General features: G+C 45.9%; 27 protein-coding genes and 1 tRNA gene. 6 read left to right on the top strand and 22 right to left on the bottom strand.

The genetic code is table 11. The annotated features are described in order from the left end of the window. Positions 1 to 66: 66 nt before the first annotated feature. The 11 genes from B4A77_RS12885 to B4A77_RS06950 all read right to left on the bottom strand — a co-directional run bounded on the left by B4A77_RS12885 (position 67) and on the right by B4A77_RS06950 (position 12,770). The gene (locus tag B4A77_RS12885; RefSeq protein ID WP_072807644.1) at positions 67 to 306 is read right to left on the bottom strand and encodes a winged helix-turn-helix domain-containing protein; all 240 of its coding nucleotides are present in this window, start codon (positions 304 to 306) and stop codon (positions 67 to 69) included. An 18-nt stretch (positions 307 to 324) separates the two neighbouring features. Beyond that, positions 325 to 1,365, bottom strand: coding sequence for a PDDEXK nuclease domain-containing protein (locus tag B4A77_RS06905; protein ID WP_072807965.1), 1,041 nt, complete (start codon positions 1,363 to 1,365; stop codon positions 325 to 327). Between the two features lie 373 nt (positions 1,366 to 1,738). Continuing rightward, positions 1,739 to 1,924 carry a hypothetical protein gene (locus B4A77_RS06910; RefSeq protein ID WP_290739450.1) on the bottom strand — a complete coding sequence of 62 codons (186 nt, stop codon included), beginning with the start codon at positions 1,922 to 1,924 and terminating at the stop codon, positions 1,739 to 1,741. Between the two features lie 46 nt (positions 1,925 to 1,970). Further along, positions 1,971 to 3,032, bottom strand: a complete 1,062-nt coding sequence (locus B4A77_RS06915; RefSeq protein ID WP_290739452.1) for a PDDEXK nuclease domain-containing protein — start codon at positions 3,030 to 3,032, stop codon at positions 1,971 to 1,973. Positions 3,033 to 3,267: 235 nt separating this feature from the next. Next, positions 3,268 to 5,196 (bottom strand): LlaJI family restriction endonuclease, encoded by a 1,929-nt coding sequence (locus B4A77_RS06920; protein WP_290739454.1) that lies wholly within the window; start codon positions 5,194 to 5,196, stop codon positions 3,268 to 3,270. Between the two features lie 16 nt (positions 5,197 to 5,212). Then, positions 5,213 to 6,934, bottom strand: coding sequence for an MrcB family domain-containing protein (locus B4A77_RS06925; protein WP_290739456.1), 1,722 nt, complete (start codon positions 6,932 to 6,934; stop codon positions 5,213 to 5,215). A gap of 39 nt (positions 6,935 to 6,973) precedes the next feature. Continuing rightward, positions 6,974 to 7,885: a hypothetical protein gene (locus B4A77_RS06930; protein ID WP_290739459.1), complete on the bottom strand. Its 912-nt coding sequence runs from the start codon at positions 7,883 to 7,885 to the stop codon at positions 6,974 to 6,976. A gap of 10 nt (positions 7,886 to 7,895) precedes the next feature. Then, positions 7,896 to 10,052 carry an ATP-binding protein gene (locus B4A77_RS06935; protein ID WP_290739462.1) on the bottom strand — a complete coding sequence of 719 codons (2,157 nt, stop codon included), beginning with the start codon at positions 10,050 to 10,052 and terminating at the stop codon, positions 7,896 to 7,898. Between the two features lie 15 nt (positions 10,053 to 10,067). After that, complete coding sequence (locus B4A77_RS06940; RefSeq protein ID WP_290739465.1) at positions 10,068 to 11,231, bottom strand: DNA cytosine methyltransferase; 1,164 nt, start codon at positions 11,229 to 11,231, stop codon at positions 10,068 to 10,070. A 234-nt stretch (positions 11,232 to 11,465) separates the two neighbouring features. Then, the gene (locus tag B4A77_RS06945) at positions 11,466 to 12,209 is read right to left on the bottom strand and encodes a hypothetical protein (protein WP_290739469.1); all 744 of its coding nucleotides are present in this window, start codon (positions 12,207 to 12,209) and stop codon (positions 11,466 to 11,468) included. Positions 12,210 to 12,449: 240 nt separating this feature from the next. Further along, a complete protein-coding gene (locus B4A77_RS06950; RefSeq protein ID WP_290739472.1) occupies positions 12,450 to 12,770 on the bottom strand; it encodes a hypothetical protein in 321 nt (106 codons plus the stop codon). 228 nt (positions 12,771 to 12,998) lie between these two features. Between B4A77_RS06950 and B4A77_RS06955 the strand changes: the two genes are divergently transcribed. The 4 genes from B4A77_RS06955 to B4A77_RS06970 all read left to right on the top strand — a co-directional run bounded on the left by B4A77_RS06955 (position 12,999) and on the right by B4A77_RS06970 (position 15,024). Then, positions 12,999 to 13,193 carry a hypothetical protein gene (locus tag B4A77_RS06955; protein WP_073058087.1) on the top strand — a complete coding sequence of 65 codons (195 nt, stop codon included), beginning with the start codon at positions 12,999 to 13,001 and terminating at the stop codon, positions 13,191 to 13,193. 86 nt (positions 13,194 to 13,279) lie between these two features. Then, positions 13,280 to 13,675, top strand: coding sequence for a GNAT family N-acetyltransferase (locus B4A77_RS06960; protein ID WP_173354244.1), 396 nt, complete (start codon positions 13,280 to 13,282; stop codon positions 13,673 to 13,675). Between the two features lie 444 nt (positions 13,676 to 14,119). Next, on the top strand, positions 14,120 to 14,722 hold the full coding sequence (locus tag B4A77_RS06965; RefSeq protein WP_290739475.1) for a DUF1016 N-terminal domain-containing protein: 603 nt from the start codon (positions 14,120 to 14,122) through the stop codon (positions 14,720 to 14,722). Further along, positions 14,695 to 15,024, top strand: a complete 330-nt coding sequence (locus B4A77_RS06970) for a PDDEXK nuclease domain-containing protein (protein WP_290739478.1) — start codon at positions 14,695 to 14,697, stop codon at positions 15,022 to 15,024. Before B4A77_RS06965 ends, B4A77_RS06970 begins: the two co-directional genes overlap by 28 nt. 173 nt (positions 15,025 to 15,197) lie before the next feature. Here B4A77_RS06970 and B4A77_RS06975 read toward each other — a convergent pair whose 3' ends face one another. From B4A77_RS06975 to B4A77_RS06985, 3 genes are all read right to left on the bottom strand, one after another. Beyond that, a complete protein-coding gene (locus tag B4A77_RS06975) occupies positions 15,198 to 16,547 on the bottom strand; it encodes an ATP-binding protein (RefSeq protein ID WP_414654939.1) in 1,350 nt (449 codons plus the stop codon). Positions 16,548 to 16,810: 263 nt separating this feature from the next. Then, on the bottom strand, positions 16,811 to 17,245 hold the full coding sequence (locus B4A77_RS06980; protein WP_290739481.1) for a MarR family winged helix-turn-helix transcriptional regulator: 435 nt from the start codon (positions 17,243 to 17,245) through the stop codon (positions 16,811 to 16,813). 8 nt (positions 17,246 to 17,253) lie between these two features. Further along, on the bottom strand, positions 17,254 to 17,799 hold the full coding sequence (locus tag B4A77_RS06985) for a glutathione peroxidase (RefSeq protein WP_290739484.1): 546 nt from the start codon (positions 17,797 to 17,799) through the stop codon (positions 17,254 to 17,256). Positions 17,800 to 18,029: 230 nt separating this feature from the next. On the opposite strand from B4A77_RS06985, the gene B4A77_RS06990 reads away from it, so the two are divergent. Further along, complete coding sequence (locus B4A77_RS06990) at positions 18,030 to 18,521, top strand: hypothetical protein (RefSeq protein ID WP_290739487.1); 492 nt, start codon at positions 18,030 to 18,032, stop codon at positions 18,519 to 18,521. A gap of 10 nt (positions 18,522 to 18,531) precedes the next feature. On the opposite strand, the gene B4A77_RS06995 is transcribed toward B4A77_RS06990, so the two are convergent. The 8 genes from B4A77_RS06995 to B4A77_RS07030 all read right to left on the bottom strand — a co-directional run bounded on the left by B4A77_RS06995 (position 18,532) and on the right by B4A77_RS07030 (position 23,062). Then, complete coding sequence (locus B4A77_RS06995) at positions 18,532 to 18,885, bottom strand: hypothetical protein (protein WP_290739490.1); 354 nt, start codon at positions 18,883 to 18,885, stop codon at positions 18,532 to 18,534. 161 nt (positions 18,886 to 19,046) lie between these two features. Further along, a complete protein-coding gene (locus B4A77_RS07000) occupies positions 19,047 to 19,706 on the bottom strand; it encodes a hypothetical protein (protein WP_290739493.1) in 660 nt (219 codons plus the stop codon). A gap of 27 nt (positions 19,707 to 19,733) precedes the next feature. Then, positions 19,734 to 20,177, bottom strand: coding sequence for a hypothetical protein (locus B4A77_RS07005; RefSeq protein WP_290739496.1), 444 nt, complete (start codon positions 20,175 to 20,177; stop codon positions 19,734 to 19,736). Positions 20,178 to 20,326: 149 nt separating this feature from the next. Then, entirely contained in the window at positions 20,327 to 21,031 is a 705-nt protein-coding gene (locus B4A77_RS07010; protein WP_290739499.1) for a hypothetical protein, read from the bottom strand. Continuing rightward, positions 20,974 to 21,582 carry a hypothetical protein gene (locus B4A77_RS07015; RefSeq protein WP_290739502.1) on the bottom strand — a complete coding sequence of 203 codons (609 nt, stop codon included), beginning with the start codon at positions 21,580 to 21,582 and terminating at the stop codon, positions 20,974 to 20,976. The genes B4A77_RS07010 and B4A77_RS07015 overlap by 58 nt, the downstream gene beginning before the upstream one ends. 14 nt (positions 21,583 to 21,596) lie before the next feature. Next, positions 21,597 to 22,211 carry a hypothetical protein gene (locus B4A77_RS07020; protein WP_290739505.1) on the bottom strand — a complete coding sequence of 205 codons (615 nt, stop codon included), beginning with the start codon at positions 22,209 to 22,211 and terminating at the stop codon, positions 21,597 to 21,599. A gap of 14 nt (positions 22,212 to 22,225) precedes the next feature. Further along, on the bottom strand, positions 22,226 to 22,825 hold the full coding sequence (locus B4A77_RS07025; RefSeq protein ID WP_290739507.1) for a hypothetical protein: 600 nt from the start codon (positions 22,823 to 22,825) through the stop codon (positions 22,226 to 22,228). 148 nt (positions 22,826 to 22,973) lie between these two features. Then, positions 22,974 to 23,062, bottom strand: a tRNA-Ser gene (locus B4A77_RS07030). A 131-nt stretch (positions 23,063 to 23,193) separates the two neighbouring features. On the opposite strand from B4A77_RS07030, the gene B4A77_RS07035 reads away from it, so the two are divergent. Next, positions 23,194 to 26,592: a transglycosylase domain-containing protein gene (locus tag B4A77_RS07035; protein WP_290736770.1), complete on the top strand. Its 3,399-nt coding sequence runs from the start codon at positions 23,194 to 23,196 to the stop codon at positions 26,590 to 26,592. Positions 26,593 to 26,623 lie beyond the last annotated feature (31 nt).

A 26,623-nucleotide genomic window follows, 5' to 3' on the forward strand; every position in this document is an offset into this window, starting at 1 on the left:
TTCTTGTGTCAAATGGATTATAAGGCATGGCCTTAAACACACGGAAATATAGAAAAATGGCCAGGATTATTTATCATGCACCTCCCAGTGGCCTCCACGATCTCCGCCAATACGAGCAATGCGCCCAGACTTTGTGAGATTTCTCAATTGCCATTTTACGCCGTCAGCAGTTATTCCACAAATTTCTGATAACTCCAACCTAGTCACATTAGGATTATTTGATATCGCATCAAGTATTTTCTGGGTAGTTTTCTGGGTAGTTTTTTTGGGTAGTTTTTTGGGGTAGGATTGGGTAGTTTTTTTCAATACGTAATAGAAGGATTTTCAACGTCCTCCTTTGTTTGGTTGGGCAGTTCTTTTTTTCGCGAGTTCCTTGGCCTCGTTGATTTCACCGACCAATTGCTCGGTGGTGGGCAGATACAACTTATACTCACTAGCGAGGATAGTTTTGTTGCCTTCGGGCAAAGTCATTTTCACAGCAGAATCGTTTTTGCCCGCGCACAAAAGAATGCCGATGGTCGGGTTCTCTTCAGGCAATTTCTCGACTCGGTCGTGGTAATTCACGTACATCTGGAGTTGGCCTATATCCTGATGCGTGATTTTGCCCGTCTTGATTTCAATAATCACAAAACAGCGAAGCAGCCTGTTGTAAAGAACGAGGTCGATGAAGAATTCATCGTCTTCGAGCATAATCCGCTTCTGCCGTGCAACAAAGGAAAAACCCTTACCCAGTTCGAGAAGAAAATCCGTAATATGCGAAATAATCGCACCTTCCAAATCGGTTTCATAAAAGGCCGAATTCATTTTCAACCCAACAAATTCCAATATCATCGGATCCTTGATGACCTCTTGCGGAGTTTCAGGGATGCGCTCCTTGCGAGCGACCGCCAGCACGGATTCCTTGTCGTTACTGAGCAAAAGGCGTTCGTATAGTTGGCTGTTGATTTGGCGTTCGAGTTCGCGTTTAGTCCATGCGTTATTTACCGATTCGTGTTGATAATATTCCCTTTTATCTTTATCATGTATAGCCAGAAGAAGCTTGTATTGGGACCAGTTTAATTGCGAACACACTGTATTCGCAATTGGATAGGTAATGAAAAATTGGCGGCAAAATTCCAATTGACGCTTAGAAAAACCGCTCCCATATTCCGCTTCCAGCTTTTCAGCAAGCGATTTCACGATATACGCCCCGTAATCGGCACGCTTCTTACCATGCTGTTCTTCTTCGAAAATCCGACGGCCAAGATTCCAATACATCTGGACACGACAGAAATCAACACTCCTGACCGCATTCTTTCGCGCATTTTCGATGATTTGCTTGGCATCTTGGATCAGCTTCGTAGAGATAACTTCTTTTGACTTCATTATAGCCTCCATGAGGTCGCAATTTGCGACCGGTTACTTCCCGCTCCGGGCTGCGGCAATTTAAAATGGAAAACAGCCGTTCAAAGCGGGAACTACGCCTACACTGTAGGCGCAATTAGGGTTTCTTTATGTTTTGGGATGCTCTTGCGGTGCTGTTGGCGAGGGTCTTCCTCGGCGTTACCTGGCGCGGCTTTCGCCACACACTCGAGCAGGTCGTGTTCCTGCCAGCTATCCAACAACATCAACAAGAAGGTTGATGAACCCCACCGCGGATGCACGTACGGGCCGCAAGGCCTATGCCGACTGTCGCAGGGATTGTCGTAATACGGGGATAAATATACAAAGAGACCAGCAGGAAGTCAACGCCTGCGCGTTACTTCCCGCTCCTGGCTGCAGCGATCTCAGCGTTGATTTCGTCGAGGGTCATGCCAGCGGAACCGGCCTTCTCGGCATCGGCGGATAGCTGCTGCATATTGTGTTGTGCCTGCCTGCGCAATTCCAAGAAGGCGTTCCATCCAGTATTATCTTTCTTGTTCTCTTCTTCTGATTTTTTCTTCATCGTATTTCTCCATTAGTTGCTTGAAGGGCGCATCTTCACAATACTCTTATCTTGCATTTTCAAATTCATTTACCCATTCCTTGACTTTCGCCTGCAAAAGCTTCTTGTCGGGCAGGTACAGCTCATAGGCAGAGGCGTAAATATTCGCGTTTTCGGGCAAAGTCAACTTCACAAGGGTATCCTTCTTCTCCTTGCAAAGCAGAATGCCGATAGTCGGTTTTTCAAAATCCTGCTTTACATAGCGGTCGTAATAGTTTACATACATCTGCATCTGGCCGAGGTCCTGGTGCGTCAACTTGTCAACCTTCAAGTCAACTAGCACATAGCACTGCAACAGACGATTGTACAAGACCAAGTCCACATAGTAATCGTCTTCGTCAAAAGAGAAGCGCTTCTGCCGTGCCTCGAACAAGAACCCCTTTCCCAGTTCCAGCAGGAATTCCTGCAACTTGCCGATGATTGCGGATTCCAGGTTCGATTCCGAATACGAAGCGTCCGGCTTCAAGCCGACAAATTCCAGCGTCACCGGATTCTTGATGATATCCTCCGGTTTTTCCACCACGTTGCCAACACGCGACAGGCGGGCGACCTGTTCCTTGTCGCGGCTCAGTGCAAGACGTTCGTACAGGCTTGAACCATACTGCCGCTGCAACTCGCGAACAGACCAGTTCCCGGAAGTGGCCTCAATTTCGTAAAAGCGCCGCTCATCGGCATTCTTGATGCGCATGAGGACCAGGTAATGAGACCACGAAAGAGTAAAATCGGGCAAAACTTCAGATTGGGGCAACACTGTTGCCCCAATTTGCTGGGGACAATAAATACGATAAAAGAAGCGGCAACGCTTGAGTGTATCAACAGTCCAGCCGCCTTCATAGCGCGAAATCAGTCGTTCAGAAAGATTCAGCAGAATCTGCTTGCCATATTCCGCTCGATACTGACCTTTTTGCTCATCTTCTACGATTAATCGCCCAATCTGGTACTTCGTGTAAACCTCGGCGACATTCATTGCCGCAGCCACACGCACGCGGGCCTGCTCAATCAAGTTCGAGACCTTGTTGAACAGCGATTCCACCGCTTTTGCAGGGACAATCTCTTTCTTTTTTGCCATACAGCCTCCGACTGGTCACGATTTGTGACCGGTTGATGTTAGAGGCGTCCCCTTTACTCCGAAATCCCGGAATAAAAAAAAACGCACCAAGCCGAGAGCAGCGGAAATAAACTTGTTTATTTCCATTGCCGAGGCCAAATGCGTTGCGTTATAAACGCAAAGACGCATTTCTCCATTAGACGGAGAACCACGTGCAGCTTTAATGTACCTAATATCTAAAAAGCTGGCAAGGGGCCTAAGAAAATTTTACAAGTGCGTCAACCACACCCAATTCAGTGACTTTGTTTTGCTGCAGGTTTTCATCGTCCCATTTCTGGGAATTACCGTTATCCCAAATTTCATGGGGCCACACTTGGAATATTTCGCACTTTTCGTCTTTAACAATTTGACGAATTTTTTCGTAATCTTTATCCAAGGCGCCTTTCAGCGAAACGTTCACGGCACTTTGTTCCAGCGCGAGTATCAGGCAATGCGGCGTTCCTGCGGGTTGGAACACGCGGCCCACTAGCGCATGGAAATGGCGGTCAACAAAATCCTGGAGCCGTTCTGCATAATCGGGCGTTTGCCAGTCCGGCAAATATACGGCCCAGAAGTAGTAATTGTCGCCCAGCAGCTCCAAAAAATCATCACGGAATCTCTTTCGGGTCTTTTTCTTGAAGTCTTCGCGCAGGGACGAATGCTTGGAGGTGTACGTCTTGAGCACATACAAGAAGTTTATGTTGTACACCTTCAGCAGGAGCGTATCGCGGTCAAAGAGACGGTTTCGGAAATGGCGGTTGCGCTTACCCCACATGTCATCGCCGGGCTTAATCGGGTCTTTCGATTCGCCTTTCTCCGAAAAATACGGATCGTCGTACTGGCCGTCGCTTTCATACTCCGGGACAAATCCGCGGATAAAGAAGTTCGGCGTGACGCTGTAGCCTTCCGTCACCGAGTCCCTATAACGTACCCCTTGATGGACACCCGAACTATAGCATTCGTCATTGCCATCGACAAAATCGGGAGAGAAAAAATCCTGGACAATGTTCTTGGCGTAGGTGTACTGCTTTGCAACCGACTGGCCGAGCACCTCGTTTTCTTCTTTATAATACTTGCTATCGCCAATGTGCCAAATACTTTCGCTCCCGTCGGCGAATATCAGCGACTTTTCCTTGTACAGGTGGTCGATTATCTTGCCGTCTTCGTTTCTCTTCAACTTCGCGACTTCTTTATCCTGGTCGCTGATGAGGCTGTCAATCATCGCCTCGAAAACGTTGTTGAACGAATTTGCAATCAGGTATTCCTTCGCCTTTACGTTCTTGTTGGTGTACCTGGCGCCCCAACGGAAAAACGCCTCCATTATGTTGTAGAGTTTCAGCAGGCGGTCTTCGAAATACTTGTACTTGATACGGCGCAACTCGCGCAGCCCGCGTTCGCATTCCAGAAGGCGTGCGAACTCCTGCCTTTTGAGCGGAACGTAGAACTCGCTCTGCGGCATTTCGAACCCGAACTCGTCCTGGATAAACTTCATCGCGGAGAAATACAGAACAAGCAGACGGTCATCCAGATCGAAAACCTTCTTCTTGTTCACCAGTTCCATGTAGATTGGCGAATCGTCTTGAATAAAGGGCGTCTTTTTCGCGATAGTCCGCTGCCAGTTAATCCTGTTGTTTCCGCTATGCTTGTTCTTGGCGACAAAAACGAACAGGTTCTGGTTTTTCTTGTAGAACAGTTCCATGCTGCTCATGACATCGAGCAGCGTCGCATAGCGGGCATCGCCCCTGAACTTGGAATGTTCCATGTGGTCCGGGGAACGGACGCCGGTCATATCGCTGTCGGTGCGGTACTTGTCGATAGCGGAATAGAGCCAAGTCGAAAGCGACGAGAGAAACCTGCGCTGAACGTTCTTTATGGGCGACTCGCCCTTTCCGAAAACATCCTTGCCGTCGGCGGCAATCGGCACGCCGAAAGCCCTTGTATTGTTGCAGTCGAGAAAGACCTTGGGCAGCACGAATACAGGATTTCCGTTGAAAAAGCAATAACCGACGCCATTTATTTTGGCACCTGTGTCGGCCGCTTTGGTATTAAAACCGCTCTCGCTCTGGAAATCGCTATTGCCCCTATAACCGATAACCTCCTTGAGGTAATCGGCTTCGTAAGCAAATTCTTCGAACAGGAAAATCATGAACAACCAAAAAGTTTTAGGCGGTCACTTTCTCAACTTTCAGGTTTTCCATAATCTTGTTCACGATTGCTTCGGCATCTTTACCGAAAAGCGATTGGAACGTCACGCTATTAATTATCCCGTCGCCATCCCCATACGGGAAGTGGAACACGGCTTGCCGTTCAGTCTCGTCTTTATACACGGAATCCCACAAATAGAACAGGACCTTGGAACGGAAATCGTCAAACAAAATTTTCAGATTATCACGCTTCGGCTTAATGAAGAACTCACCCATCTGCTTGTCTTCGCTTTGCGTTGCGTCGTAAATATCTGCATTAACTTTTTTCAAGAAATCGAGCCACATGTACATTGAATCGCCGATGACAATTTTGAATTCATCTGCCTTCCAATCATCGCCGCAGTCACTATCTTTTGCGTATTTGATTGGCACATACTCCCAATCAAAGCGACGCTTGAACGCACTGTCCATGGGGAATAGCGACTGGTCGCTGGTGTTCATGGTGGCGAGAATGTTCAGGTTCGGCGGGAACTTGAGCTTGCCATTGCCAACCTTTTTTTCGTATGCCGACCAAACGGATTTCAACCCGTTATCATTTGTCTTGAGCCATCCCGCAAAATCGCAATCCGCATCAATGGAATATTGCGAAAATCCTTCACCATCGCGGTCAAGCAACTGGAAAATATCGCCGAAAATCTGGGCGCAGTTCCCGCGGTTGATTTCTTCGATAACGAGATAGACTTGAATATCTTTCCCGCTGTCATTCTGGAGGGGCGAAGCCCCGATAGAATCACGGGTATCTCCCTTAGCTTCTAAATACAGCTTCCAAGCAGCAGCGTAAGCCTTTGCGAAAACCTGCGGAACAAAGGAATAGGTGATTTTATCCTGATCGTCGTCTTTTTTTCTAGGCTTGTATGCACCTACGAATTGCGCGTAATCGTAATCAGGGTGGAACGTTGTGCGGAACTTGCGATCTTCAGGGATTTCTTTTATGCCTTTTCCAATGGGTTTCCCATTTTCATCTTTGAAAAGATTGCAATCGATTTTACGAGACTTGCCAGTGCCGGGAGCGCCGAAGAAGATTGTTTGCATCGTCACATTCTCCTTATTAGAGTCGATTATCGGCTCTGAACCGAAATTATCTTTTCCTTTATATATTTTTTCGTAATACTCATCATAAATTTCAAGCATGTCTTTCAAATCACGCCTAAGACTTTCTTCAGAGGGCAAATTTTGTTTCTGATACTCTTTGTAAAAAATCGTACCCTTTTGGTACATTTCAGCCCGATTAGTTAGACTCTCACCTAAACTAATATTTTTATCTGATCTAAAGGAACGCTTGTTTAACTTACTTATGCAATCCAACGCACGTTCCCGCATTTCCGCAACGGTTTCCTTGGAACTCTTATTTTTTGCTATATCTGTAAAACCTTGGTTGAATGTCAAAAAAAGAGTATTAGCATCTGCTGAAAGAAGATAAACTATATATATGCCATATTGGGCACTATCTGTTATTTCCTTTCTAAATATTCCTACCCAGGGAACTTGAGCCCAAATTCCTTTTCCACCACTAGCCTGGACTTTATATTTGGTCTCATCAATCAATTTTGTTTCATAAAATTTTTGAGGAATTGTATTACGTATATACTCACCAACAGGGCTTTCCGTAAAGGGTCCCTTTGTAGCTTGAACATAATTGTCAAAAAGATATTTTACGCATTCTGTTAAATATTGCGGCATATTATTTATTCCAAAGCTTTAAATACTATTATAAAGCACCTATCTCTTTTTCAACAGGTCAACAAACATATCATGGTATTTTATAATATTTTTTCTGATGTCATTTATTTTCTCTGAATCATATTCTTTGTCCCCTTTAGAAGTCACAAGAATCTCTTTCCCATCTGTATTTAGTTTTGCTTGACAATGAGCCAAGAAATTTCGATTCTCAATTATTTCGATTCTGTATGTTTCGAGATTGAAATCCGAATGAATTATCTTTTTTTCGGCAAGATGATGTAATGCTCTTGCAGTTGTATACGAATCAAAATTTTGTTCAGATATGACCTCATTAATTTTCTTATTACGCCAAACATGAGTACATTGTTTTTGGCATTTCTCACTACTCAAAGTTTTTTTGATGCGTTCTTCAACGGTTCCTACTATATAGTTACGCAATTCTTGCTCTATTTTATTCTCTTCGCAGCAGCACGAAACAATTTGTTTCATCATAACATCTAGATCGCTTACTTCGGACATGACAAGTCCACGGAGATTTGTTAAATCTTGTGTTTTCTTTATCAAAGTTTCTACAACACTTCTTACTTTTTCTTCGAATTCGTAATCTTCGCGACCAGAACAGTATGCGCCATCAATTCTATATTTTGCAAGTTCCTCTCTTAACGCATCCTCACCTGCCGATGAATAAAAAAGTACTTCTGTTAGGATTTGTTTATTCCTTATTCTATCTATAAGTACCATTGATTTTTCATTGCCGACAAGGTTCATGTCGGCAATGATTAAGTCATATTTCGAATAATCTATCGACTCAATGTTCGAACCATCAATCTCGTGTCTGGGTTCTGGGAAATTGAAGTACAATTCTTCAAGAATATCTTTTACGAAATCCCTCTTGGTTTCGTATGCGGTTTGCTCATTTTCAAACCATAAAATGTTATAATTTATGCGCATAATTTCTCCATTAACAATGGATTGTCAAAACGAATACAGCGGTGCCGACATCTCTTTCTGCAATAATTTCCCAACCATTTTCATCACATATATTTTTTATATGGTACAGTCCAACACCTGTACTTCTTGTTGTAGAAAAACCCTTTTCAAAGATGTCGTTTAAATTCTCAATTTTTTTATCAAATGGTTTATTTGATTTGAATTCTATTTCTATTCCATCATTCATTTTACTTGTTGATATGTCCAAAGCCGTTGCATGAGCTTTTCTCGCATTACTCACCATATTGTCAACAATAATAGATATATCTATTGGTGCGAAAAAAGTACTAAAATGAGGAATGGACGATTCAAAAGACATGAGTAGCTGCGTTTGGCTAGTGAATTGAGAAGATATTTTCTCAATATAGTTTTTTAGATATTCGACGATGTCGTACTTTGCCTTTGTTGAAAAATCATCAAATATCTTTTTTATACCAAATTTCGAGAACGTTATAATTTTACTATCCTCAAACGAAATCTTTCCTAGCAATTCCTCCACTAGTTTATACTCCAAAAATTCATCGTTTCTATTGTGCCGTATAAACTGTGTTATTAAGCTCTGAATATTGTTGGCGACAACATTTGTTTGATGGTGTAAGTTAGTGACGAGATCTATGTCTTGAGATGATAATGATGTGACAATTTTTAGTTGTTCTACTTTTTTTGCAAGCTGTTCTTTGGTTTTCTCTGTTTCTTGTTCAGCAATATTTTGGTTTATCTTAGCTTGATGAGCCTCAAAATGCGCTCTTTTTTCTGCTTGTTCCGCCTTTTTACGTTCTTCTTCTGCTCGTTCTGCTTTTTGTCGTTCCTTTTCCGCTTTTTCGTTAGCTATTCGTTCTTGCTCTTCCGCGTAAGCCTTTTCTTCTCTTTTTATTTCTTCGCCAATTTCCACACGCTGCCTAATCAACGCCCCTACAATAGGTTTTAAGATTTCGACAAGAAGTTGAATTCTATCACTATCTTCATCAAAACCTTGTCTATTTGTTGTCGCAATATCAGGCAACTTATCATTATCAAGAATGTCAAAACTTATTTCGCCTTCAATATAATTGCTGAAAGCTTGAGTGTTGTGCAAATAATCAAGGAAATTTTCTACAGCCAATTTTTTGCGGACATATAGCCTTAACTTATTCGGATTATAAACCTTATTTTTTAGATATCGAGAATCGTTGTTGCTTGCACTTTCCTTATCAATAGTAGCGTGGATGCCAATCCATCCTTCTAACTTATAAGGCATTCCTTTTTTCGTTTTTCGCCCATCACTAAGCAAAAAGCATTGCTCGCCAGATGTATACGGAAATTTTTTGTCATCAAAAAAAACAGTAGGTCTTTCCGTACTGGCAATTTGTTTTACCGAAGATTTAAAAAATAATGATTGACACAGTTCTTTTTCAATATTTCTTGACGTGTTGTTAAATAGAGCACACATATTTCTAAACGCAATCACTTTTTCAACTTTCTCAAAGTTGATTTTTTCATCGCGATGCGTTAAAAAGGCAACTTCCATCTTTCCGTCAAGAGCATCTGTCAGAAAAAAATCAGCAAGACGAGCCTGTAACCCCTTTAACGATTGTACACCAAAGTTTCGCAAATCAACATCCGTCAGTTTTATCATCGTTCCAGTTTTGTTCTTTTCCCAAAACGAACCTGACTCTATATTTATTTTCTTTGCGTCTATCCTATCAAGCCTTGGAACATCAGAATCTTTTGCATCAAGGGAATCTAGACACCACGCAGAACTTTCTTTTTTTGTTTTTGAAATGAGATAGTATTTTTTTGAAAGATATAGAGCCGCAAGTTTTCCTATGCCTTTTCGTCCCATCAACTGTTTTTTGGTTTCTTCATCTATAGTTTTATCATCACGCTTGTCTCTGCCTATAAGTGTATACTTACTAACAAGATCTTCATAGTCCATTCCGTATCCGTCATCAAATATTTCAATGACAGATTTCTCTTTATTTGCTGCGTTTATATAGATTTTAACATTTTTTGCATTGGCATCAAAGCCATTAGCTACCAGCTCAGCAATAGCAGTCCAGGCGTTAGAATACAAACCCTTGCCAAGCAGATGAAGCGCAAAGTACGAAAAATTGAAATAAATTTCATTCTTGGTATTTTTTGTATTCACAACAATTTACCCTTATTATCGGAAAGACTGAAATGGTATTTTTTTCACTTCATCTGCAATAGCCATTGCTAGCAAAGGAGGGACAGCATTGCCCACTTGTGAGTTTCGTTCATGCCTGTTTCCATAGAACCGCATCCAATCGGGCATAGATTGCAATCTAGCACCCTCTCTTGTAGTTAGAGCACGGTTTTGCAACGGATGTATGCATCGTAACGCAGATGGTGTTCCAAGACTGTTGGTTATTGTCGTGCTAGGCTTATGCCACCAAAGACGCCCATATGTATTATTATATCCAGACGTTAAATGACATTCCTGAGGTAATATACCACTTGCAACAAGCTCGTTGATATATGGTCGTCCCTTTCCTTCTTTAACGGCCTTTATGATTGTGTTCATTCGATCCCCATAGATTCCACATTCATGGTCGTATATTTCCACGCTATTTCCACGCATCAGCAACTGATAATCAGTCTTTGTTGCCTTTGTATACTTCTCTTTTTTCTGGCCACATCTGACAAGAGGCAAATCAGAAATAGCTTCTGCAACCGTTACATAATCTTTTAATCCCTGGCCATGTGTTGGGGATGGAAATTTCCATTCATAATCAATATCTTTTCTTAATCCAACAATAAAAACACGTTCACGGCTTTGTGGCACGCCAAAATCTTTCGCATTAAGCACTTTTCTATATAACCTATACCCCAACGAATCTGTAATGTGATCAAACAATGCAGATATGTCATCTATAACAGGATTTCCCTTATCATTTCTCATAGACAATAGTCCTGTCACATTTTCAAAAATAAACATGGCTGGCTGTAAAAAACGAAGCATTTTGGTGTACTCTTGGTACATCTTCGCCCTTTGGTCATACTGCCTTTTCCCAACAGTGCTGTAAGACTGACAGGGCGGTCCGCCGATGATAAGATCAACCGGAATGTTGGAGGAAATATTTTCAAGACTAAGTGTATTTTGTGTAATTTTAGCAATATCCCCTTTTATCAAGTGTATATCGTTAAAATTCGTAGCAAAGGCTTTTGCAGCTTGTTCATTATATTCATTAGCAAAAATGAAATTGAAATCGCGAGTTTTTTTAAAAGAATTATTCTCAATTTTATATGAGAATCCACACGTCAATCCACCTGCTCCAGAAAACAAGTCGACAACATTTATCGGCATAGCGCAAAGGTCCTCAAAAAAGGAATCGTACAACAAACATTTTTGCGAAAAGGGAATTATTTTTCATTCAAAGCAGCCTTTTTTCATTGACTCGACTTACAGATAAGTAACATATAATACCTCAATATTAATATACATTTTTTGTTATTCTAGGTATTCTGTTTCATCATTTTTTCCTTACACAAAGCATTTCTTGACACCTAGCTTCGGGTCTAGGTTCAACGTAAATGAACCCTAAACTATCCCTAAATCGCTTTTTTGGTAGAAAACGACGAATTTATCGCTGTCTTCGAGCATTTTCTTATTCAATTTTACAATAGAGCCATCATCTTCAATTTCATGGATGAAAACAGAGATTCTGCCCCCATTTTGCCTATTTGAGGAATAGCCGACACAAAGATTTGGAGAAAGACTTAGAATTAATTTATCCTTAATATTATCAGCAAGGACAAACCTTTTGTTTGTGCGGTTAACCATAAAATGGTAATCTATTTTCGCCCAATCGTCATTGCCCTCCACCAACAAATGGAAATTTACGGTCTGCTTCAAAAGCTTATAAGCAGTAAAGCCGTTTGGCAAAGTTTTCTCGGGCGAATATAGATCCTTTGCAAAAGTTAAGTTCTCGTAAGTTTCTTTAACAAAAAGATCGTTTATGGTTTTTGTCCTGCAGAGGAGTTTGTAAGTCAATTGCAAAAAACTAATATCCTGAAAGATTTTTGCTTTCTCGTTGATGTTGTCAGCAGTTTCGATTTCCCTTATATATTTGAAAAGCAGATCGTCATCCTTGCTTGTTTGTGTTTCTGTATTTTGCGTATACTGATTTTTCTCAAAGAAGATGTTATGTGCTTCTTTTCTTCTGAAATTGAGCTCTTTGTCACATATTTGCAATGCATTCGGATATTTATCAACGGAGTTATTTATCCACTGTTTAATTAAGCATTGTGGAAAGGAGTGATTTGCTTTTGTATTTCTTCTCATATTCTGAAATATAGTTGTAATGCAGAAATTTCCGCGGCTCGGCTCCAGCATCCGGGGTTTTAGGGGCGGAGCCCCTAGGAGAGGGGGTGTCCGGAAGACGGTTTGGACGCGGATTGGAAAGGAGATCCCCGCCTGCGCGGGGATGACGAGAGAAAGTCGCGGGGATGACAGTCTGCGGAACCAGCGGACAAAGCGGCTGCAGGCAGGGGGAGGCTTCCCCCACTGGATCCTTCGACTCCACTACGTTTCGCTCAGGATGACGATGCAGTCGTCCTTGTCGAAGTCGGAGCCGAAGGCTTGCCGGTAGCTCGATTCCAGCGCCTCTCCGGGGGTGCTGTTTTCCCTGAACAGGACCATGCCACTGTCCAGGCATTCCATGTCAAGCTCGCCGTCGGTGTCGATGCATTCCGGCCGGAACGTGGACCATAGGCAATAGTCGGTGAACCCTTCCCGAATGTCTTCTTCGAGCAGGTTGTCGCCGGTGCCCGCCTGGACTTTCAGGAACGCCTTTGCGCTCTTGACCCATGCGAGTATCGCGCCGCCGAACGTGTCGTGTTCCATAGTGCCTCCGCCCCGAAAGATAGATAATGTTCGTGACAGAAAATGACTTTTTGAGGGCTGCGATTTTGTCCGGGAAAGGGGTTGACAATCGTTTGACATGATTCTATATTTAATAGTGCTCAAATGTGCAAAAACTGTAGTACGACGCTATTTCATGCTTGTTGGTGCCGACGGAGGTATAGATGATGTTGACCGAACCTGCAAATAAATGTAGATTATGGGGGTATTATGGCTCTTGAAATAAGAAATATCCCGGTTCTTACAGGCTCTACGGCAGAGTCGTTCGTTCGTGCTGCCGAAGAACACGAAAAGAATCCGCGTCGTCTCGGGCTCAAAGTTTCCTTCGCCCAAATCGACGAGATGGCCGCCCGCGCACGTTCTTACAGAGAGGCCCATAATGGAAAGAATCCGTTTAGCATCTGATTGCACCCTTTACCCCATCGACAAGAATACCGACCTGTCTTCGTTCTGCTGCGGCGATGAGGATCTAGACGATTTCTTTCGGAACGATGCATGACAGCATCAAATCGACAATGATTCCCAAGTCTTCGCGGAACCGCCTAGAACGCAAGGTGCCCAATGCAAAGCATACGCGTACGTATCCTGCGCTCCTGATTGGACGATTGGGAGTTAACGGCCAGTTCCAACGCAGCGGCTTGCACTTGGGGAGTCAGGTCATTGATTACCTGATTTCCTGGTTTATCCACCCGGATAACAAAACTGGTTGTCGCTTTATGGTTGTCGATGCCTACAACAGGCCTGAAACGATAAATTTTTACCAAAAGAACGGTTTCCGTTTTTTGTATTCGGACGAAAATCTCGAGAAAGAAGCCTTCCGTGTTGATTCAAGCCAGTCGTTGAACACCAGGATGATGTATCTGGACTTGATCGACTTCGTGTCGTAGAGATTTTGACACCACTGGTGACAGTGGGCACGAACACGTTTTTCTTCAATCCCGATTTTAATGTTACGGGATTCACGACATTAGATAGATAATGTTCGCGACAGAAAATGACATGGTGATTATGGCGAATTCGGTACAATTAATTTTCGAGAAATCTCTTGACAGGGGCCGCGCGAGGATGTATATTTAGTGAACGGGTGTGCAGATTCATTCTTGCGCGCTCAACCTGAGATTACGACAATCCCTGCGACAGTCGGCATAGGCCATGCGCCCGTACGTGCATCCGCGGCTTTTAAGAGCCAACAGCACCGCAAGAGCATCCCATAAAAACTAGAAATATAAGGCTCAACATACGTTGTGCATCTGCGTATTTTTGCCTTTGTATTGTTACTAAAGAGAGGTCTTTTATGAGAAATCGAAAGATTGAATCTCACAATATCCATATTGATTCTGATTAAGGAGCGCTGGGGTTCGGGAGTCGTGGAACAGCTCAGCCTGGATATGCAGCGGGATTTTCCCGATGCGGACGGATTTTCGGTGTCGAATCTGTGGTTTATGAAGAAATGGTACTGTTTCTACACGCAGAAAGAGGCTGTGCAAAAACTCCAACGGGCCGTTGGAGAATTAGAAAGCGAAAAACTCCAACAACCTGTTAGAGAATTTGAGAAAACAAAACTGCACCAAGCTGGTGCAGAAATGCCTGCATTTTTTGCTGGCGTTCCCTGGGGACATCATATCGCAATTATCACGAAATGCAAATCTGTAGATGAGGCCCTGTTTTACATCAAAAAGACTGTGGAACAAGGGATGAGCCGCGCTGCGTTGATCAACTGCATCAAGGCAGATCTTTACAGCCACCAAGGCAAGATTGTCAACAATTTTACCGAAAAACTGCCCGATTTGCAGAGCAAACTGGTTCAAGATGTGCTGAAAGAGAACTACGATTTCGGCTTTGCTACTGTTGGTCACGAAATTTACGACGAAGCCGCAAAATCGACCTGCTGTTTTACCATATCCGCTTGCGCTGTTTCGTCGCCTGCGAACTGAAGGCAAAGCCGTTCGAGCCGGAGTTTGTCGGCAAACTGAACTTTTACGTGAACGCGGTAGATGAGTTGCTGAAGGCACCCGAAGACAATCCGACAATCGGGCTGTTGATTTGTTCCAACATGGATTCAACCGATGTACAGTGGTCTTTCCGTGGGCTGGGCACGCCGATGGGGGTCGCGACATACAACAACATCCGCATCAAAGATGCGTTGCCTTCGAAGGAACTGTTGGAAGAGCGCATGCGCCTTCTGCAAAAGGAAATGCATACTACGAAACGGCTCATTCGGAAAAAAGGCGAATAGCGCGTTCATGGAGAGGCAAAAATTCAAGATTATGCCGATTGAAGTCAAGTTGGATTTCGTGTGGCGAATGGAGACTAAATCCGGGCTTCTTGCATTTTCTCCGGCATGTGTCGCATGCCGGAGGCTCTTGACCCATGCGAGTATCGCGCCGCCGAATGTGTCGTGCAGCCCCGTCATGACAAGAACGGAATCCAGTAAACGGGAATGCAGTCCGTATTCCCGTCCACAGCAAAGTCCTTTGTGAATGCGAGAATGCGGCGGCCAATGCGGCGTGAATATTTCTTGCAGAATTCATCAAGGGATGCATGCGACTTGTAGCCCGACGACTTGACTTCGATGGGGCAAATTTTACTTTTCTCCGATATGATAAAATCTACCTCGTAATTGCTGTTCGTGTTCTCCTTGGGCCATGCGTAGTAATAGAGTTCGTGGCCTGCGGCACGCAGCATTTGTGCGACGGCGTTTTCGTAAATGTATCCCAGATTGGCACTGGTCTTGTCCGACAGGAGTTTCTCGTAGATGATGTTGTCCGTAAAGTCCTTGTCCTTGAATGCGAGCGTCACGAAAAGCCCCGTGTCGGCGGTGAACATCTTGTAAAAGTTGATGTTCTTGTTCATGGCGAGGCCTGTATTCGGGTCGTTTGCATGGTAGGCGAGTGCGATGGTAGAAGAATCACTCATGTTCGCGACAATTTCTTCAACGCGGGCCGCCTTGGTGCCGGGCAGCACCGAACTGACCTGATAGCGTTTGGCGTTGCCGGTAAGCTGTGCGGGGATTGCGTCGAACAGGCTTGCGGCACGGCCGCTTGGATCAATCTTGGAAAAGTCGTCTTCGTAAAGTTCTATGATTTCGCGCTTGACCGAATCGACCATCTTGAAACTGTTCGACCGGATATATTCGTGGACCGCCTGCGGCATGCCGCCCACAAGCATATACAGCCGGAAGTCCCGCATCAGTTTCCGGTGCCCCCCGTTACCGAGAGGGATTCTTTTGGCGACGGCCTCCCTGAGCAGGTTGGCGGTGGCCCTGTCGCCCAGAGCCCAACGGAATTCCTCGTAATCTAGCGGGAAAAGTTCCATTCGGGTTTCTTCACTTGGAATGACTATTTTTTTTACGTTCTTCTTGATGGATATGAGCGAGCCTGTTTCGATGTAGTCGTAGCGGTGGTCCTTGACAAGGTGCTTGATGGCCTGCCTTGCCTTAGGGCACAACTGGATCTCGTCGAAAACGATGCAGGACTTGCGTTCTTCCAGTTCCACCTGGTAGGCAATTTTGAGCCGCAGAAAAATGTAGTCCAGGTTCGAAAGGTCGTCAAACAGAGCCATGATTTCCGAAGATGCCTTCGAAAAGTCAATGAGAATGTAAGACTTGTATTCCCGTTTCGCAAATTGCTCTACAATTGTCGATTTGCCGACGCGTCGAGCCCCCTTTATCATAAGTGCGGTAGAGCCATCACGCTCCTTTTTCCATTGGAGCATCTTTTGATAGAGTTTTCGTTCAAAAACAGGGGCTGTTTTCATCATTTATTTACCTCTCTGAGCCAAATATAATCTATTTTGCCCAAAATCACAAGTTTTGTTTTTTAGAAAATGCCTAAAATCACTAATTTCTATACAGCATATTTGCCGAAATACACTTTTTTGATTATTGTCTGTAAAAAGATTGCTCTACGGTACAAATATAGCTTTAGACAATGACAAAAAATGTCGCTACCGAAATGTACATTTGCGGCCATGGCAACGCGCACCCCCACGTCAAGGCTAAAGGTCAACGACAGCGAAACAACTCACCCTTCCTTGAACCCTTCCAAAACCTTGTACAGCAGGGTGTACAGGGTCTTGGCTTCGGCATCGGTGAGGTTGACGCAGCTGACCATGGACTTGGGGACGCTTGCGGCCTTGCGCTTGAGCGATTCGCCTTCGGCGGTGAGGCTTACCGAGAGGCAGCGCTCGTCGCTCTGTTCGCGGGTGCGCTGGATGTAGCCCTTGGCTTCGAGCTTTTTTAAAAGCGGGGTGAGCGTCCCGGAATCGAGAAACAGCTTTTTGCCGAGTTCCGAGACGTTGCATTTTTTTTCTTCCCACAGCACGAGCATCACAATGTACTGCGTGTACGTGAGGTCAAGCGGTTCCAGATACGGAGCGTAACGGCGCGTAATCTCCTTGGACGCGGCATACAGCGGGAAGCACAGCTGGTTTTCGAGTTTTAGCTGGGGGCAGTTCATGGGGGCTCCTAGAGCAACTTCTCTACACAGGCGCGCACGGCGTCCATGTCGGCGGTGGGTTCAAAGCGCGCGACCACGTTGCCTTCGCGGTCCACGACGAACTTGGTGAAGTTCCACTTGATGTCGGGATTTTTCTTGTAGTCCTTGTCGATGCTCTTGAGGAGCACGGCCATGGCGGCGGCCTTTACGCCAAAGCCGAAACCTTCGAAACCTTTCTGCGATTTCAGGTAGGTGTAGAGCGGGAGAGCGTCGGGGCCGTTCACGTCGGACTTTTTCATTTGCGGGAATTCGGTGCCGTAGTTGAGCGTGCAGAATTCGTGGATTTCTTCGTCGGTGCCGGGGGTCTGGCCCTTGAACTGGTTGCAGGGAATGTCGATGACTTCGAAACCCTTGTCGTGGAAGTCGGAATACATCTGTTCGATCGGCTTGTAATGCGGGGTGAAGCCGCAGCCGGTCGCGGTGTTCACAATGAGCATCACCTTGCCCTTGAAGTTTGCGAGCGGGACCTGGTTGCCCTTGCCGTCGGTGAGGGTGAAATCATAGATGGTTGCCATAATGAGCCTCCGTTTTTGTGGGTGTTGCTGACGGTGTTTCGCCGTATTTGATTGTATACAATTCAATTTTATAAAATTCATTCTCAAAAGTCAATAGGTTTAAGCAAAAAATAAGCTTTAGACCGTCTTTTTTTCCATGGAGGGGTGATTTTCGCATTTTCCGACGGAACGCATTATTTTATATACAAATGGGCGTACTGCCGGGCCACGCTTAATCTATATTCAATATCATGAGACCCGCTAAACTTTCCATACTCGCGCTTTTGGCATTCTGTGCGCTGCTCCATACCGGCTGCGCGTCCGTCTTTTTTTCGACTGTCAATATCCAACCTGTCACCATCGTGGCCGACGACGATGACGAATACGACTTCTATGTCAACGGAGTGCTGAAATGCGAGAACACGAGCGAGTGCACAGTCTACCGCAGCACGTATGGACGCTGCAAGATGTCCATCGAAGCGTCACGCGACGGAGTCATCCTGGGTTCGGAGAAATACGGCTACTGGCACGAACCTTCCTTCATCGAGCAGATGTTCCGGGACAAGGATGACGACGAAAAAGAAAAAAAGTGTCCCGAGGGCTTTTTCAGCGGGGCGCAGGCGGTCGTGAGAATCGACCCGGAAATCAAGGCTCGCGTGAGCGCCGCAAGGGAGAAGGCCTGGAGAGAAGGCCCTAACGCCTCGTGGGAGAAGTCTCCCCTCAGTTCCAGTTCCGCGGAATAATCCGCAGGCGCTACTTGGAAGCCCTGACCTGCTCGAGTTCGTCCTCGAGCTTTTTCGTCTGCGCGTTGTTCGCGTCGATGATGTTCTTCAGGTTCTCGATCTCGGTCTCCTTGTTTGAGAGCTTGTCCTCGAGTTCCTTCACCTTGGCTTCGGACTCGTGCTTCTCCTCGTTGCTCTTGCTCAGCTGGGCGAGCAGGCTGTCGGTGGAGCTGCGGAGCTTTTCGGCCGTCTCCTCGGCGTCCTTCACGGCGGAGCTGTCGCAATCGGCACCTTCGGCGCACTTGCACCCGAAGAACTTCTTGTTGATGGCGATGGCGGCGACGGCACCGAGGGCGAGTCCGGAAATAAAGCTGCTGGTCTTCATAGAAAAACTCCTTGGTTCAATTTACTCATGTAATATCTATAAATTTTTCGCGGAAAACAAGTGACCCCGCGCAAAAAAAGGCCTTTTTTACACCTATGGCTCTATAAAGCACTCGTCGTATGGGATATGGCCCCTATGGATTGCCCGAACTGGTCCTTTTTTTATTTGTCGTAGCAAACATCTTTGTCAACCATAGGCAATATCGCAACACAATAACCGTCAAAACAATCTATCCTTTTCCACGCATCTGCTGGCCCATAATAATCAAAATAATCCCTCAAAGTAACAGCGGTATAGCTATACCACGCAGCTGTATCCTGTTCCGCAATTATGTTATAGTGATTTCCGTCAGCAATTTTAATCCCTATTTCAATTTCTTCGCTTCTATTACTCGAAAATACATGTACCTTCAGCTTTGACGAGCCAATCGTCTTCTTATACATTTTTTCATTTATTCTGCAGTCAAAAGTCTTCCATATAGGAAACTCCTCCGACGCAACGCAACTATCAATGAACTCGTCACCAAATGACAAAAAACTATATGACTCATCCTCGGCTGAGGTTCGACATCTTATATTCTCAAAAAGATTCCCTTTTATTTTGGCACAATTTGTACATAGTCCATCTTCAATAATCAACCGTTCATAACATATTCGTTCACTGTTCAAATAAAAACGAACGCTATCTACATCCGATGTCGAATTAAGATAAAAATTGGCTCCTGGCGGAAAACAATCCGTTTCGCCGTCATAATAACAACCACAGAACAACCCGTAGATTGCGGTTGTCAAGGCGAAGTATATTTTAGACTTTTTCTGCATGAGTTGCTGCTAATAATTTATATGCTTTTAATTGGATAAATCGTAGCAAAATTCTTCTTTTACAATTGGCAACGTTGCGACACAATAGCCGTCATAGCAACCGCCACGATTCGACGAAGCCGGCGAATCAAACACATCAAAAAACGGTCTTATTGGATTTTCCTCATAACCAAACCATTCAGCAGTATCCTGTTCGGGAATGACATTAATATAATTCCCGCCAATTACAGTGAAGTCCGTCTCTATATTATTTATGTCTCCTTTTATAAAAATCTCTATGCTCATCTTACTTGAATCAAAATCAACATTCTCCAAAGGACCGAGACCACAGGAAAAAACGTTCCATACGGGGCAATCATTCTCCGAAACCTTTAGAGTAGAATCGTCGCACTGGTATTTGTTTTCGCTTAATCCAACCACACAGACCCGCCGAGTATTGAGAAAAAAATGAACACTATCAATATCTGTCATAGATATAATTTTCAAAAATACATACCGATTTGAATCATAACATTTCGTCTCAATTCCCTCATAGCAACCGCAGAACAATCCGCAAATTGCGGTTGCTAAGACGAGGAATATTTTAGATATCTTCTGCATGATTTTACTGACAAAGGTGTCTATGGCTCTATAAAGCACTCGTCGCCCAAAACTCCTCTTTTACAAACGCCATTGTTTTTCTTGTACGAGAACATACAAATACCATTCACACATTTTTTGTTCGAGAAATCAATATCGGAATCAGATGATTTCTGAATCTGTTCCATATCCCGCTCTAAAAAGAACCCATATGCGTAATTGTATTTCACCTCAATACTCTCTGCATACAGTTCCTTGCCCAAGGAATTATTCTTGATGACATTTATTTTCAGTTCATGACGTTTTGACGATTTTAACTTGTGGCAATATTCACCCGCTCGACATGTGTACTTAACAATAGACGGATAACTATAATAATTCTCGATATTGACAATGGCCCAAGTCCCTACGTCATATCCACTCGACCGGCAAATGGTATCACCGTCCAAGGTAAATGAAATCTCTATAGATTCTTCATCCGATTCATCATATGGAATATAATCCCCTATAGATTGCCCATATTGTTCATATAACCGATTATCATTTACTGAATAGAAAAACATCGTTTTGATGGCATCATCATAAACAGAACATTCGTCGCTGGTGGTACAACCCCAGAACAATCCGCAAAATGCGGTTGTCAAGACAAGGCTTATTATAGATAACTTTTGCACCACATTACCTCTTTTTACTTGTCGTAGCAATTCTCTTTTAATATTTCCGAATACGGCTTCATCGCAACGCAATAACCCTCATAACATCCGATTCTTTCCCATGTAGATTCCGAACCATAATAGTCATAAACATACACTACGCTTTGCTCAGAATAACTGTACCATTTTGTTGTATCCTGTTCTGAAATGATGATATAACGATTTTTTGTATGATATGTCATATCCATTTCTATCTTCTGTATTCCCTTGTCCGAGAATATACCTAGCGTCAGATTAAATGAAGACAGCGATCTTCTGTATTCCTTTTCATCTATAAAGCATTCTAGATTCGTCCATGAAAGATATTCCTCAGATGACAAACATTTGTTTGAATCTTTGGGCAAGCCATCAAATAAATCTGCCGATAATGAAGAATGACATATCTCATCTGTCGAAAGGAACCCTTTTCCGCCATTACACACTCTTTCATCATTGAGATAAAACTGAACGCTATCAATCCTTTCACTTGTTATAAAATTCAAGCTCACCCTAGGGAAGCACTCCGTTTCGCCGTCATAGCAACCCCAGAACAATCCGCAAAACGCGGTTGCCAAGACAAGGCTTATTTTAGATAACTTTTGCACCACATTACCTCTTTTTACTTGTCGTAGCAATATTCCTTATCTTTTATTGGCAACGTTGCTACACAATAACCATCATAGCAGCCAGCACGATTTGATGAAGCCGGAGACCTAAAATCTTCAGAAAAGGATATCATGGGATTGTCCTTATAACCAAACCATATAACTGAATCTTGTTCAGAAATGACATTGATATTATTCCCGCCCATAGCTGGTATGATTATATTTTGTTCTTTTTTTTGCAATTCTTCAAATAAGTGCATAGAAACAATGGTATCTTGGGTTCTGATCTTATCAGGAGGTTTTCTTAAATAACAATCCAAATTATACCATGAAGGACATTTTTCTAACGAGTCGCAAAGATCTTCACCGGTCAACACCTTATGAAAATCTTTGTCATAAAAATACTCTTTACTTGCAGGCTTAACAAAGTGATATGCATTGTTTATATGACACACCTGCTCCCCATTTAAATAGATATCTGCACTATCTATCTTTGTAGTAGATAATATGTGAATAGAGATATATTCCTTTGAATCAAAGCACTCAACATCTACACCCTCATAGCAACCGCAGAACAATCCGCAAATTGCGGTTGTTAAGACAAGGCTTATTATAGATAACTTTTGCACCACATTACCTCTTTTTACTTGTCGTAGCAATGTTCTTCTTCTACAATTGGAAGCGTCGCAACGCAATAGCCGTCATAGCAACCGCCACGATTCGATGAAGCCGGTGAATCAAACACATCAAAAAACGGTCTTATTGGATTTTCCTTATAACCAAACCATTCAGCAGTATCCGATGCTGGAATTATATTGATAATTTTTTTTCCAGAAAGCGGCTTATCAATATTGATGTTTTTTTCTTGGAGGCCATCAAACAAAAGTACAGAAACGTAATTTGCATTAACGTCAATTTTATCAGAATGACCTAGAATACATCCCGCAGATTGCCACGATAGACATTTTTCTGCTGAGTCGCAATGCTCTATGTCAGCTACTTTTTTATTTATCCCATCATCATAAAAAAATTTTTCATCTTCCCGTTTTACATATAACCGAATTTTATTCAAATAGCATTTTTGAGATTCGTTTATATTGATTATCGCGCTATCAATATTTGTAGCGGACAAAACATTTATTATCAAATATTCTCTCGTATCAAAGCATTCCGTTTCGCCGTCATAGCAACCACAGAACAATCCGCTGATTACCGACATGCAAAGCAGAACGGTCTTACGCATTGACAATCTCCTCAAAAAAATTCTGGTTATTACCCCGCACTTTCATGAAATATATAACTTATACGTAAAAACCGGCGTTTTTTATGCAAAAAGCCGGTAAAATATCAAAAACAAAAATCCCCCGGATTGCTCCGGGGGACCTTTGCAGCGGGAAGAGCGAGATTCGAACTCGCGATAGGATTAAGTCCTATACGTCCTTAGCAGGGACGCGCCTTCGGCCAGCTCGGCCATCTTCCCATCTTGGGGACTCTAATTTTACTTAATTTTCGGCCGATTTTCAAGGGGTGACGGCAAAAAAAGCTATATTCGACTAAAAAAAGAGGCTCTGCGCAACCCGCAGGGTCCTTTTGGCGATTTGTAAGGCTCATATGGCAAAAGATAGAAAGAAGAAAAAGAGTTCCAGGCTCGTGAAGTTTTTCAAGATCGTGGCGGCTTTCGCCCTCGTGGGGCTCATCTGCTGCATTCCCGCCTACATCGTGGTGTTCAAGGTGCTCCCGGACCGCGACCCCGACAAGCAGTTCAACCGCGAGACCATCCTCCAGGTGCTCTCGGGCGAGACGCGCGTGTACTACCGCGACGGCGACAACCTGCTCGGCGCCTTCTTCGACGCGAACCACCGCCTCTACGTGCCCTACGGCGACATCCCGAAGGATATCGTGAACGCGCTCGTGGCCGCCGAGGACGCGGGCTACTGGACGCACAACGGGTTCAGCCTGCAGGGGTTCCTCCGCGCGATGGCCGCTAACATCAAGAGCGGCCACATGCGGCAGGGCGGTTCCACGCTCACCCAGCAGACGGCGAAGAACGTGCTCGGCCGCGAGGAGAGGAGCATCAAGGCCAAGTGGAAAGAACTCATCGACGCGCTCAGGCTCGAGAGGCACTTTTCCAAGGAAGACATCCTCGAATTCTACCTGAACCAGTTCCACGTCTCGGGTACGGGCAAGGGCGTGGCGATCGCCGCACAGTATTTCTTCGACAAGGAACTCAAGGACCTGACGCTCGCGGAATGCGCGTTCATCGCGGGTTCCGTGAAGGGACCGTTCAACTACGACCCGTTCATCCAGCGCACGGAGGAGCGGCGCGAGAGGGCCATCAAGCGCGGCGAGGAACGCCTCCGCTACGTGCTAGGCCGCATGGTCGAGGAAAGCTATATCGACCAGGAACAGATGGACGACGCGCTCGCGGAACCGCTGCACTTCAAGCACGGCAACTTCCGCTTCAGCGTCTCGACGACGCTCGAACGCATCGACGAGAAGCTTTCGGGCGAATATTACCAGCAGCTGTTCGAGGAAAAGGGCATCGGAGACTGGCGCAAGGCGCAGCTCGAGATCGTGACGACGCTCGACGCGAAGAGCCAGGATGCGGCCAAGCGCGCCCTCCAGAACAACATCAGCAACCTGCAGATGCAGCTCGGCGGGTTCGTGCTCCCGAAGGCGCAGTTCGCGAACAAGGCGGTAAGCGCGCGCAAGGGCGACTACCTCTACGGCGCGGTCGACACGGTGCTGTACAACGAGAACGGCTCGCTCAAGGCGCTGCGGCTCGGGTTCGGGCAGCTCAAGGGCGAGGTGGGCGAGGAATCGCTCAAGGAGTTCGGCAAGCAGGTGGGCAAGGACCCGGCCGCCGTACTCGGCAACCAGATGAAGAAGGGCGCGATTCTCCTGGTGAGCGTCGCGGACGAGAACAAGGTGAACGGGTTCGTGCCCTGCAAGATAGAGACGGAACCGGTATTGCAGGGCGGCCTCGTGGCCATCCAGAACGGCAGGGTGCTCGCATCCCAGGGCGGGTTCCACAACACGGACTTCGACCGCAGTTTCAAGGCGCTACGGCAGCTGGGCAGCAGCTGGAAGCCTATCCTGTATGCGCTCGCGCTCAAGTATAACTGGAACTACATGAACCCGCTCGAGAACGACTTCAACGTGTTCCAGTACGTGAACCAGTTCTACTTCCCGCGCCCCGACCACAAGAACAAGGGCGACGTGGTGAGCATCGCGTGGGCGGCGACCCGCTCCGAGAACATCGCGAGCATCTGGCTTCTGGACCACCTTCTCGACAGGCTCAACCAGGAACAGTTCGACGCCGTCGCCGCGGAGAACGGCTACGCGCAGCTCCCCGACGAGGATTCGAAGGCTTACTTCGCGAGGCTCCGCGACAAGTTCGGGCTCACCATGAAGGAAGACGTGAAGCGTGAAATCGAGTTCACGAAGGCGCAGTACAGGCTTGCGGCTCTCTACGAGAGCGAGGACAAGTTCGACAAGGCGATGGACGTGAGGAACCTGCGCTACGGCACCTACAACGACGTGGCGATGAAGCAGGCGAAGAAGGACGAGAAGATCAAGGCGTTCATCGCGCACAACTACAAGAACTACTCCGAGATACTCCGTGCCCGCGAGATGCAGGAGCTCGACCCCGACGTCTCGGAAAAGCTCCCGCCGCTCGATTCCGTGAAACTGTTCCGGAACTTCACGCTCGCCGACATGAAGCGGCTTTCCGCCATGATCGACCCGGTGAATTCCGAAATCGACTACCTGCTGCCCGACAACATCCGCTACTGGCCGGACTTCCGCCGTTCGCTCTCGATGGCAGAATACGCGAGGTTCGCGCACGAAATCGGTATCCACCAGAAACTGCAGAAGGTGTTCAGCATGCCGCTCGGCGTGAACGAGATTACGCTCGGCGAAATCAGCACGGCGTACCAGACCATCCTTTCGGGAAAGGTGTACAAGTGCAAGGACGGCGAATGGAACGAACCGTGCTTCATCAAGGAAATCCGCGACAGGAACGGACACGTCATCTTCAGGAACACGGTGGAGTCGAAGGTCGTGCTCGACGAGAACATCACTTCGCAGATGGGCGCGATGCTGCGTTCGGTGTTCACGAACGGTACGGCCAGAAGCCAGAATTCTTCCATCGCGGTAGTGAGTGCCGACGGGAAGACGAAACTGCGCTACCCCGTGGTAGGCAAGACCGGTACCACCAACGACTACAGGAACGTGGCATTCATGGGCGGCATCCCGACGTACGTCTACGAGAAGGAGGGCTTCGCGCTCGATTCCGTGATTGCCGTCGGAAGCTACGTGGGCTTCGACAACAACAAGCCGCTGAAGTCGGGCAAGACGCGTATCGCGGGCGCCTCGGGCGGCCTTCCGCAGTGGGCGTCTTTCGCGAAGGAAGAAATCGAGATTCTCAAGATTCCCGACATGGTGGACTTCTACGACATTTCGATTCTCGCGACGGGCGAGGTGCCGCTGCAGCTTGCGAACGAGCGCGGCGAAATTACGGTCGACCCGATGACGGGCCTCTACGTGACCGAAGCGGGGACGGCGGGAAGGCCGTTGCCGTGGCTCGAGGTTCCGGGATTCATTCCGCCGCAGGTGCAGGAACAGGCCGCCGAATCCATCGCCGAGATGGGAATCATGACGAGCCTCCCGATGCCTGCGGCCGCTGCCGTCGTGGAATCGTCGGCTAGTGCGGACGCGCAGGCGAACGCACCCGTCGGTTCCGAATCGGCGCATACTACCTTGGATTCGATTCCTGCGGTGCAGGCGGCGCAGGTCCCGGTGGCTCCGGCTGCAAAACCCGATTCGACGCCTGCTCCGGCTGCTGCATCTGCCGCTGCTTCCGTTCCGGCTGCGCCTGCTCCGGCCACTGCGCCCGCTGCAACTCCCGCACCCGCCGAACCGAAGGCTGCCGCAATGCCCAAGGACGACGACTGGGATTTGCCGGAAGGGATGGACGGAGGTGCCTTCGTGCCTATCGAGGCGGAATAAGTAATCAGAAGCGTGTGATGTGAAATGGGAA

It is taken from the genome of Fibrobacter sp. UBA3718, from assembly GCF_002371935.1.
GTDB lineage: Bacteria > Fibrobacterota > Fibrobacteria > Fibrobacterales > Fibrobacteraceae > Fibrobacter.

Coding starts and splice junctions, on each gene's coding strand:
- B4A77_RS06905 (WP_072807965.1), bottom strand. CDS start 1,365: ATGAAGTCAAAAGAAGTTATCTCTACGAAGCTGATCCAAGATGCCAAG.
- B4A77_RS06910 (WP_290739450.1), bottom strand. CDS start 1,924: ATGAAGAAAAAATCAGAAGAAGAGAACAAGAAAGATAATACTGGATGG.
- B4A77_RS06915 (WP_290739452.1), bottom strand. CDS start 3,032: ATGGCAAAAAAGAAAGAGATTGTCCCTGCAAAAGCGGTGGAATCGCTG.
- B4A77_RS06920 (WP_290739454.1), bottom strand. CDS start 5,196: ATGATTTTCCTGTTCGAAGAATTTGCTTACGAAGCCGATTACCTCAAG.
- B4A77_RS06925 (WP_290739456.1), bottom strand. CDS start 6,934: ATGCCGCAATATTTAACAGAATGCGTAAAATATCTTTTTGACAATTAT.
- B4A77_RS06930 (WP_290739459.1), bottom strand. CDS start 7,885: ATGCGCATAAATTATAACATTTTATGGTTTGAAAATGAGCAAACCGCA.
- B4A77_RS06940 (WP_290739465.1), bottom strand. CDS start 11,231: ATGCCGATAAATGTTGTCGACTTGTTTTCTGGAGCAGGTGGATTGACG.
- B4A77_RS06945 (WP_290739469.1), bottom strand. CDS start 12,209: ATGAGAAGAAATACAAAAGCAAATCACTCCTTTCCACAATGCTTAATT.
- B4A77_RS06950 (WP_290739472.1), bottom strand. CDS start 12,770: ATGGAACACGACACGTTCGGCGGCGCGATACTCGCATGGGTCAAGAGC.
- B4A77_RS06955 (WP_073058087.1), top strand. CDS start 12,999: ATGGCTCTTGAAATAAGAAATATCCCGGTTCTTACAGGCTCTACGGCA.
- B4A77_RS06960 (WP_173354244.1), top strand. CDS start 13,280: ATGCATGACAGCATCAAATCGACAATGATTCCCAAGTCTTCGCGGAAC.
- B4A77_RS06975 (WP_414654939.1), bottom strand. CDS start 16,547: ATGATGAAAACAGCCCCTGTTTTTGAACGAAAACTCTATCAAAAGATG.
- B4A77_RS06980 (WP_290739481.1), bottom strand. CDS start 17,245: ATGAACTGCCCCCAGCTAAAACTCGAAAACCAGCTGTGCTTCCCGCTG.
- B4A77_RS06985 (WP_290739484.1), bottom strand. CDS start 17,799: ATGGCAACCATCTATGATTTCACCCTCACCGACGGCAAGGGCAACCAG.
- B4A77_RS06990 (WP_290739487.1), top strand. CDS start 18,030: ATGAGACCCGCTAAACTTTCCATACTCGCGCTTTTGGCATTCTGTGCG.
- B4A77_RS06995 (WP_290739490.1), bottom strand. CDS start 18,885: ATGAAGACCAGCAGCTTTATTTCCGGACTCGCCCTCGGTGCCGTCGCC.
- B4A77_RS07000 (WP_290739493.1), bottom strand. CDS start 19,706: ATGCAGAAAAAGTCTAAAATATACTTCGCCTTGACAACCGCAATCTAC.
- B4A77_RS07005 (WP_290739496.1), bottom strand. CDS start 20,177: ATGACAGATATTGATAGTGTTCATTTTTTTCTCAATACTCGGCGGGTC.
- B4A77_RS07025 (WP_290739507.1), bottom strand. CDS start 22,825: ATGCGTAAGACCGTTCTGCTTTGCATGTCGGTAATCAGCGGATTGTTC.
- B4A77_RS07035 (WP_290736770.1), top strand. CDS start 23,194: ATGGCAAAAGATAGAAAGAAGAAAAAGAGTTCCAGGCTCGTGAAGTTT.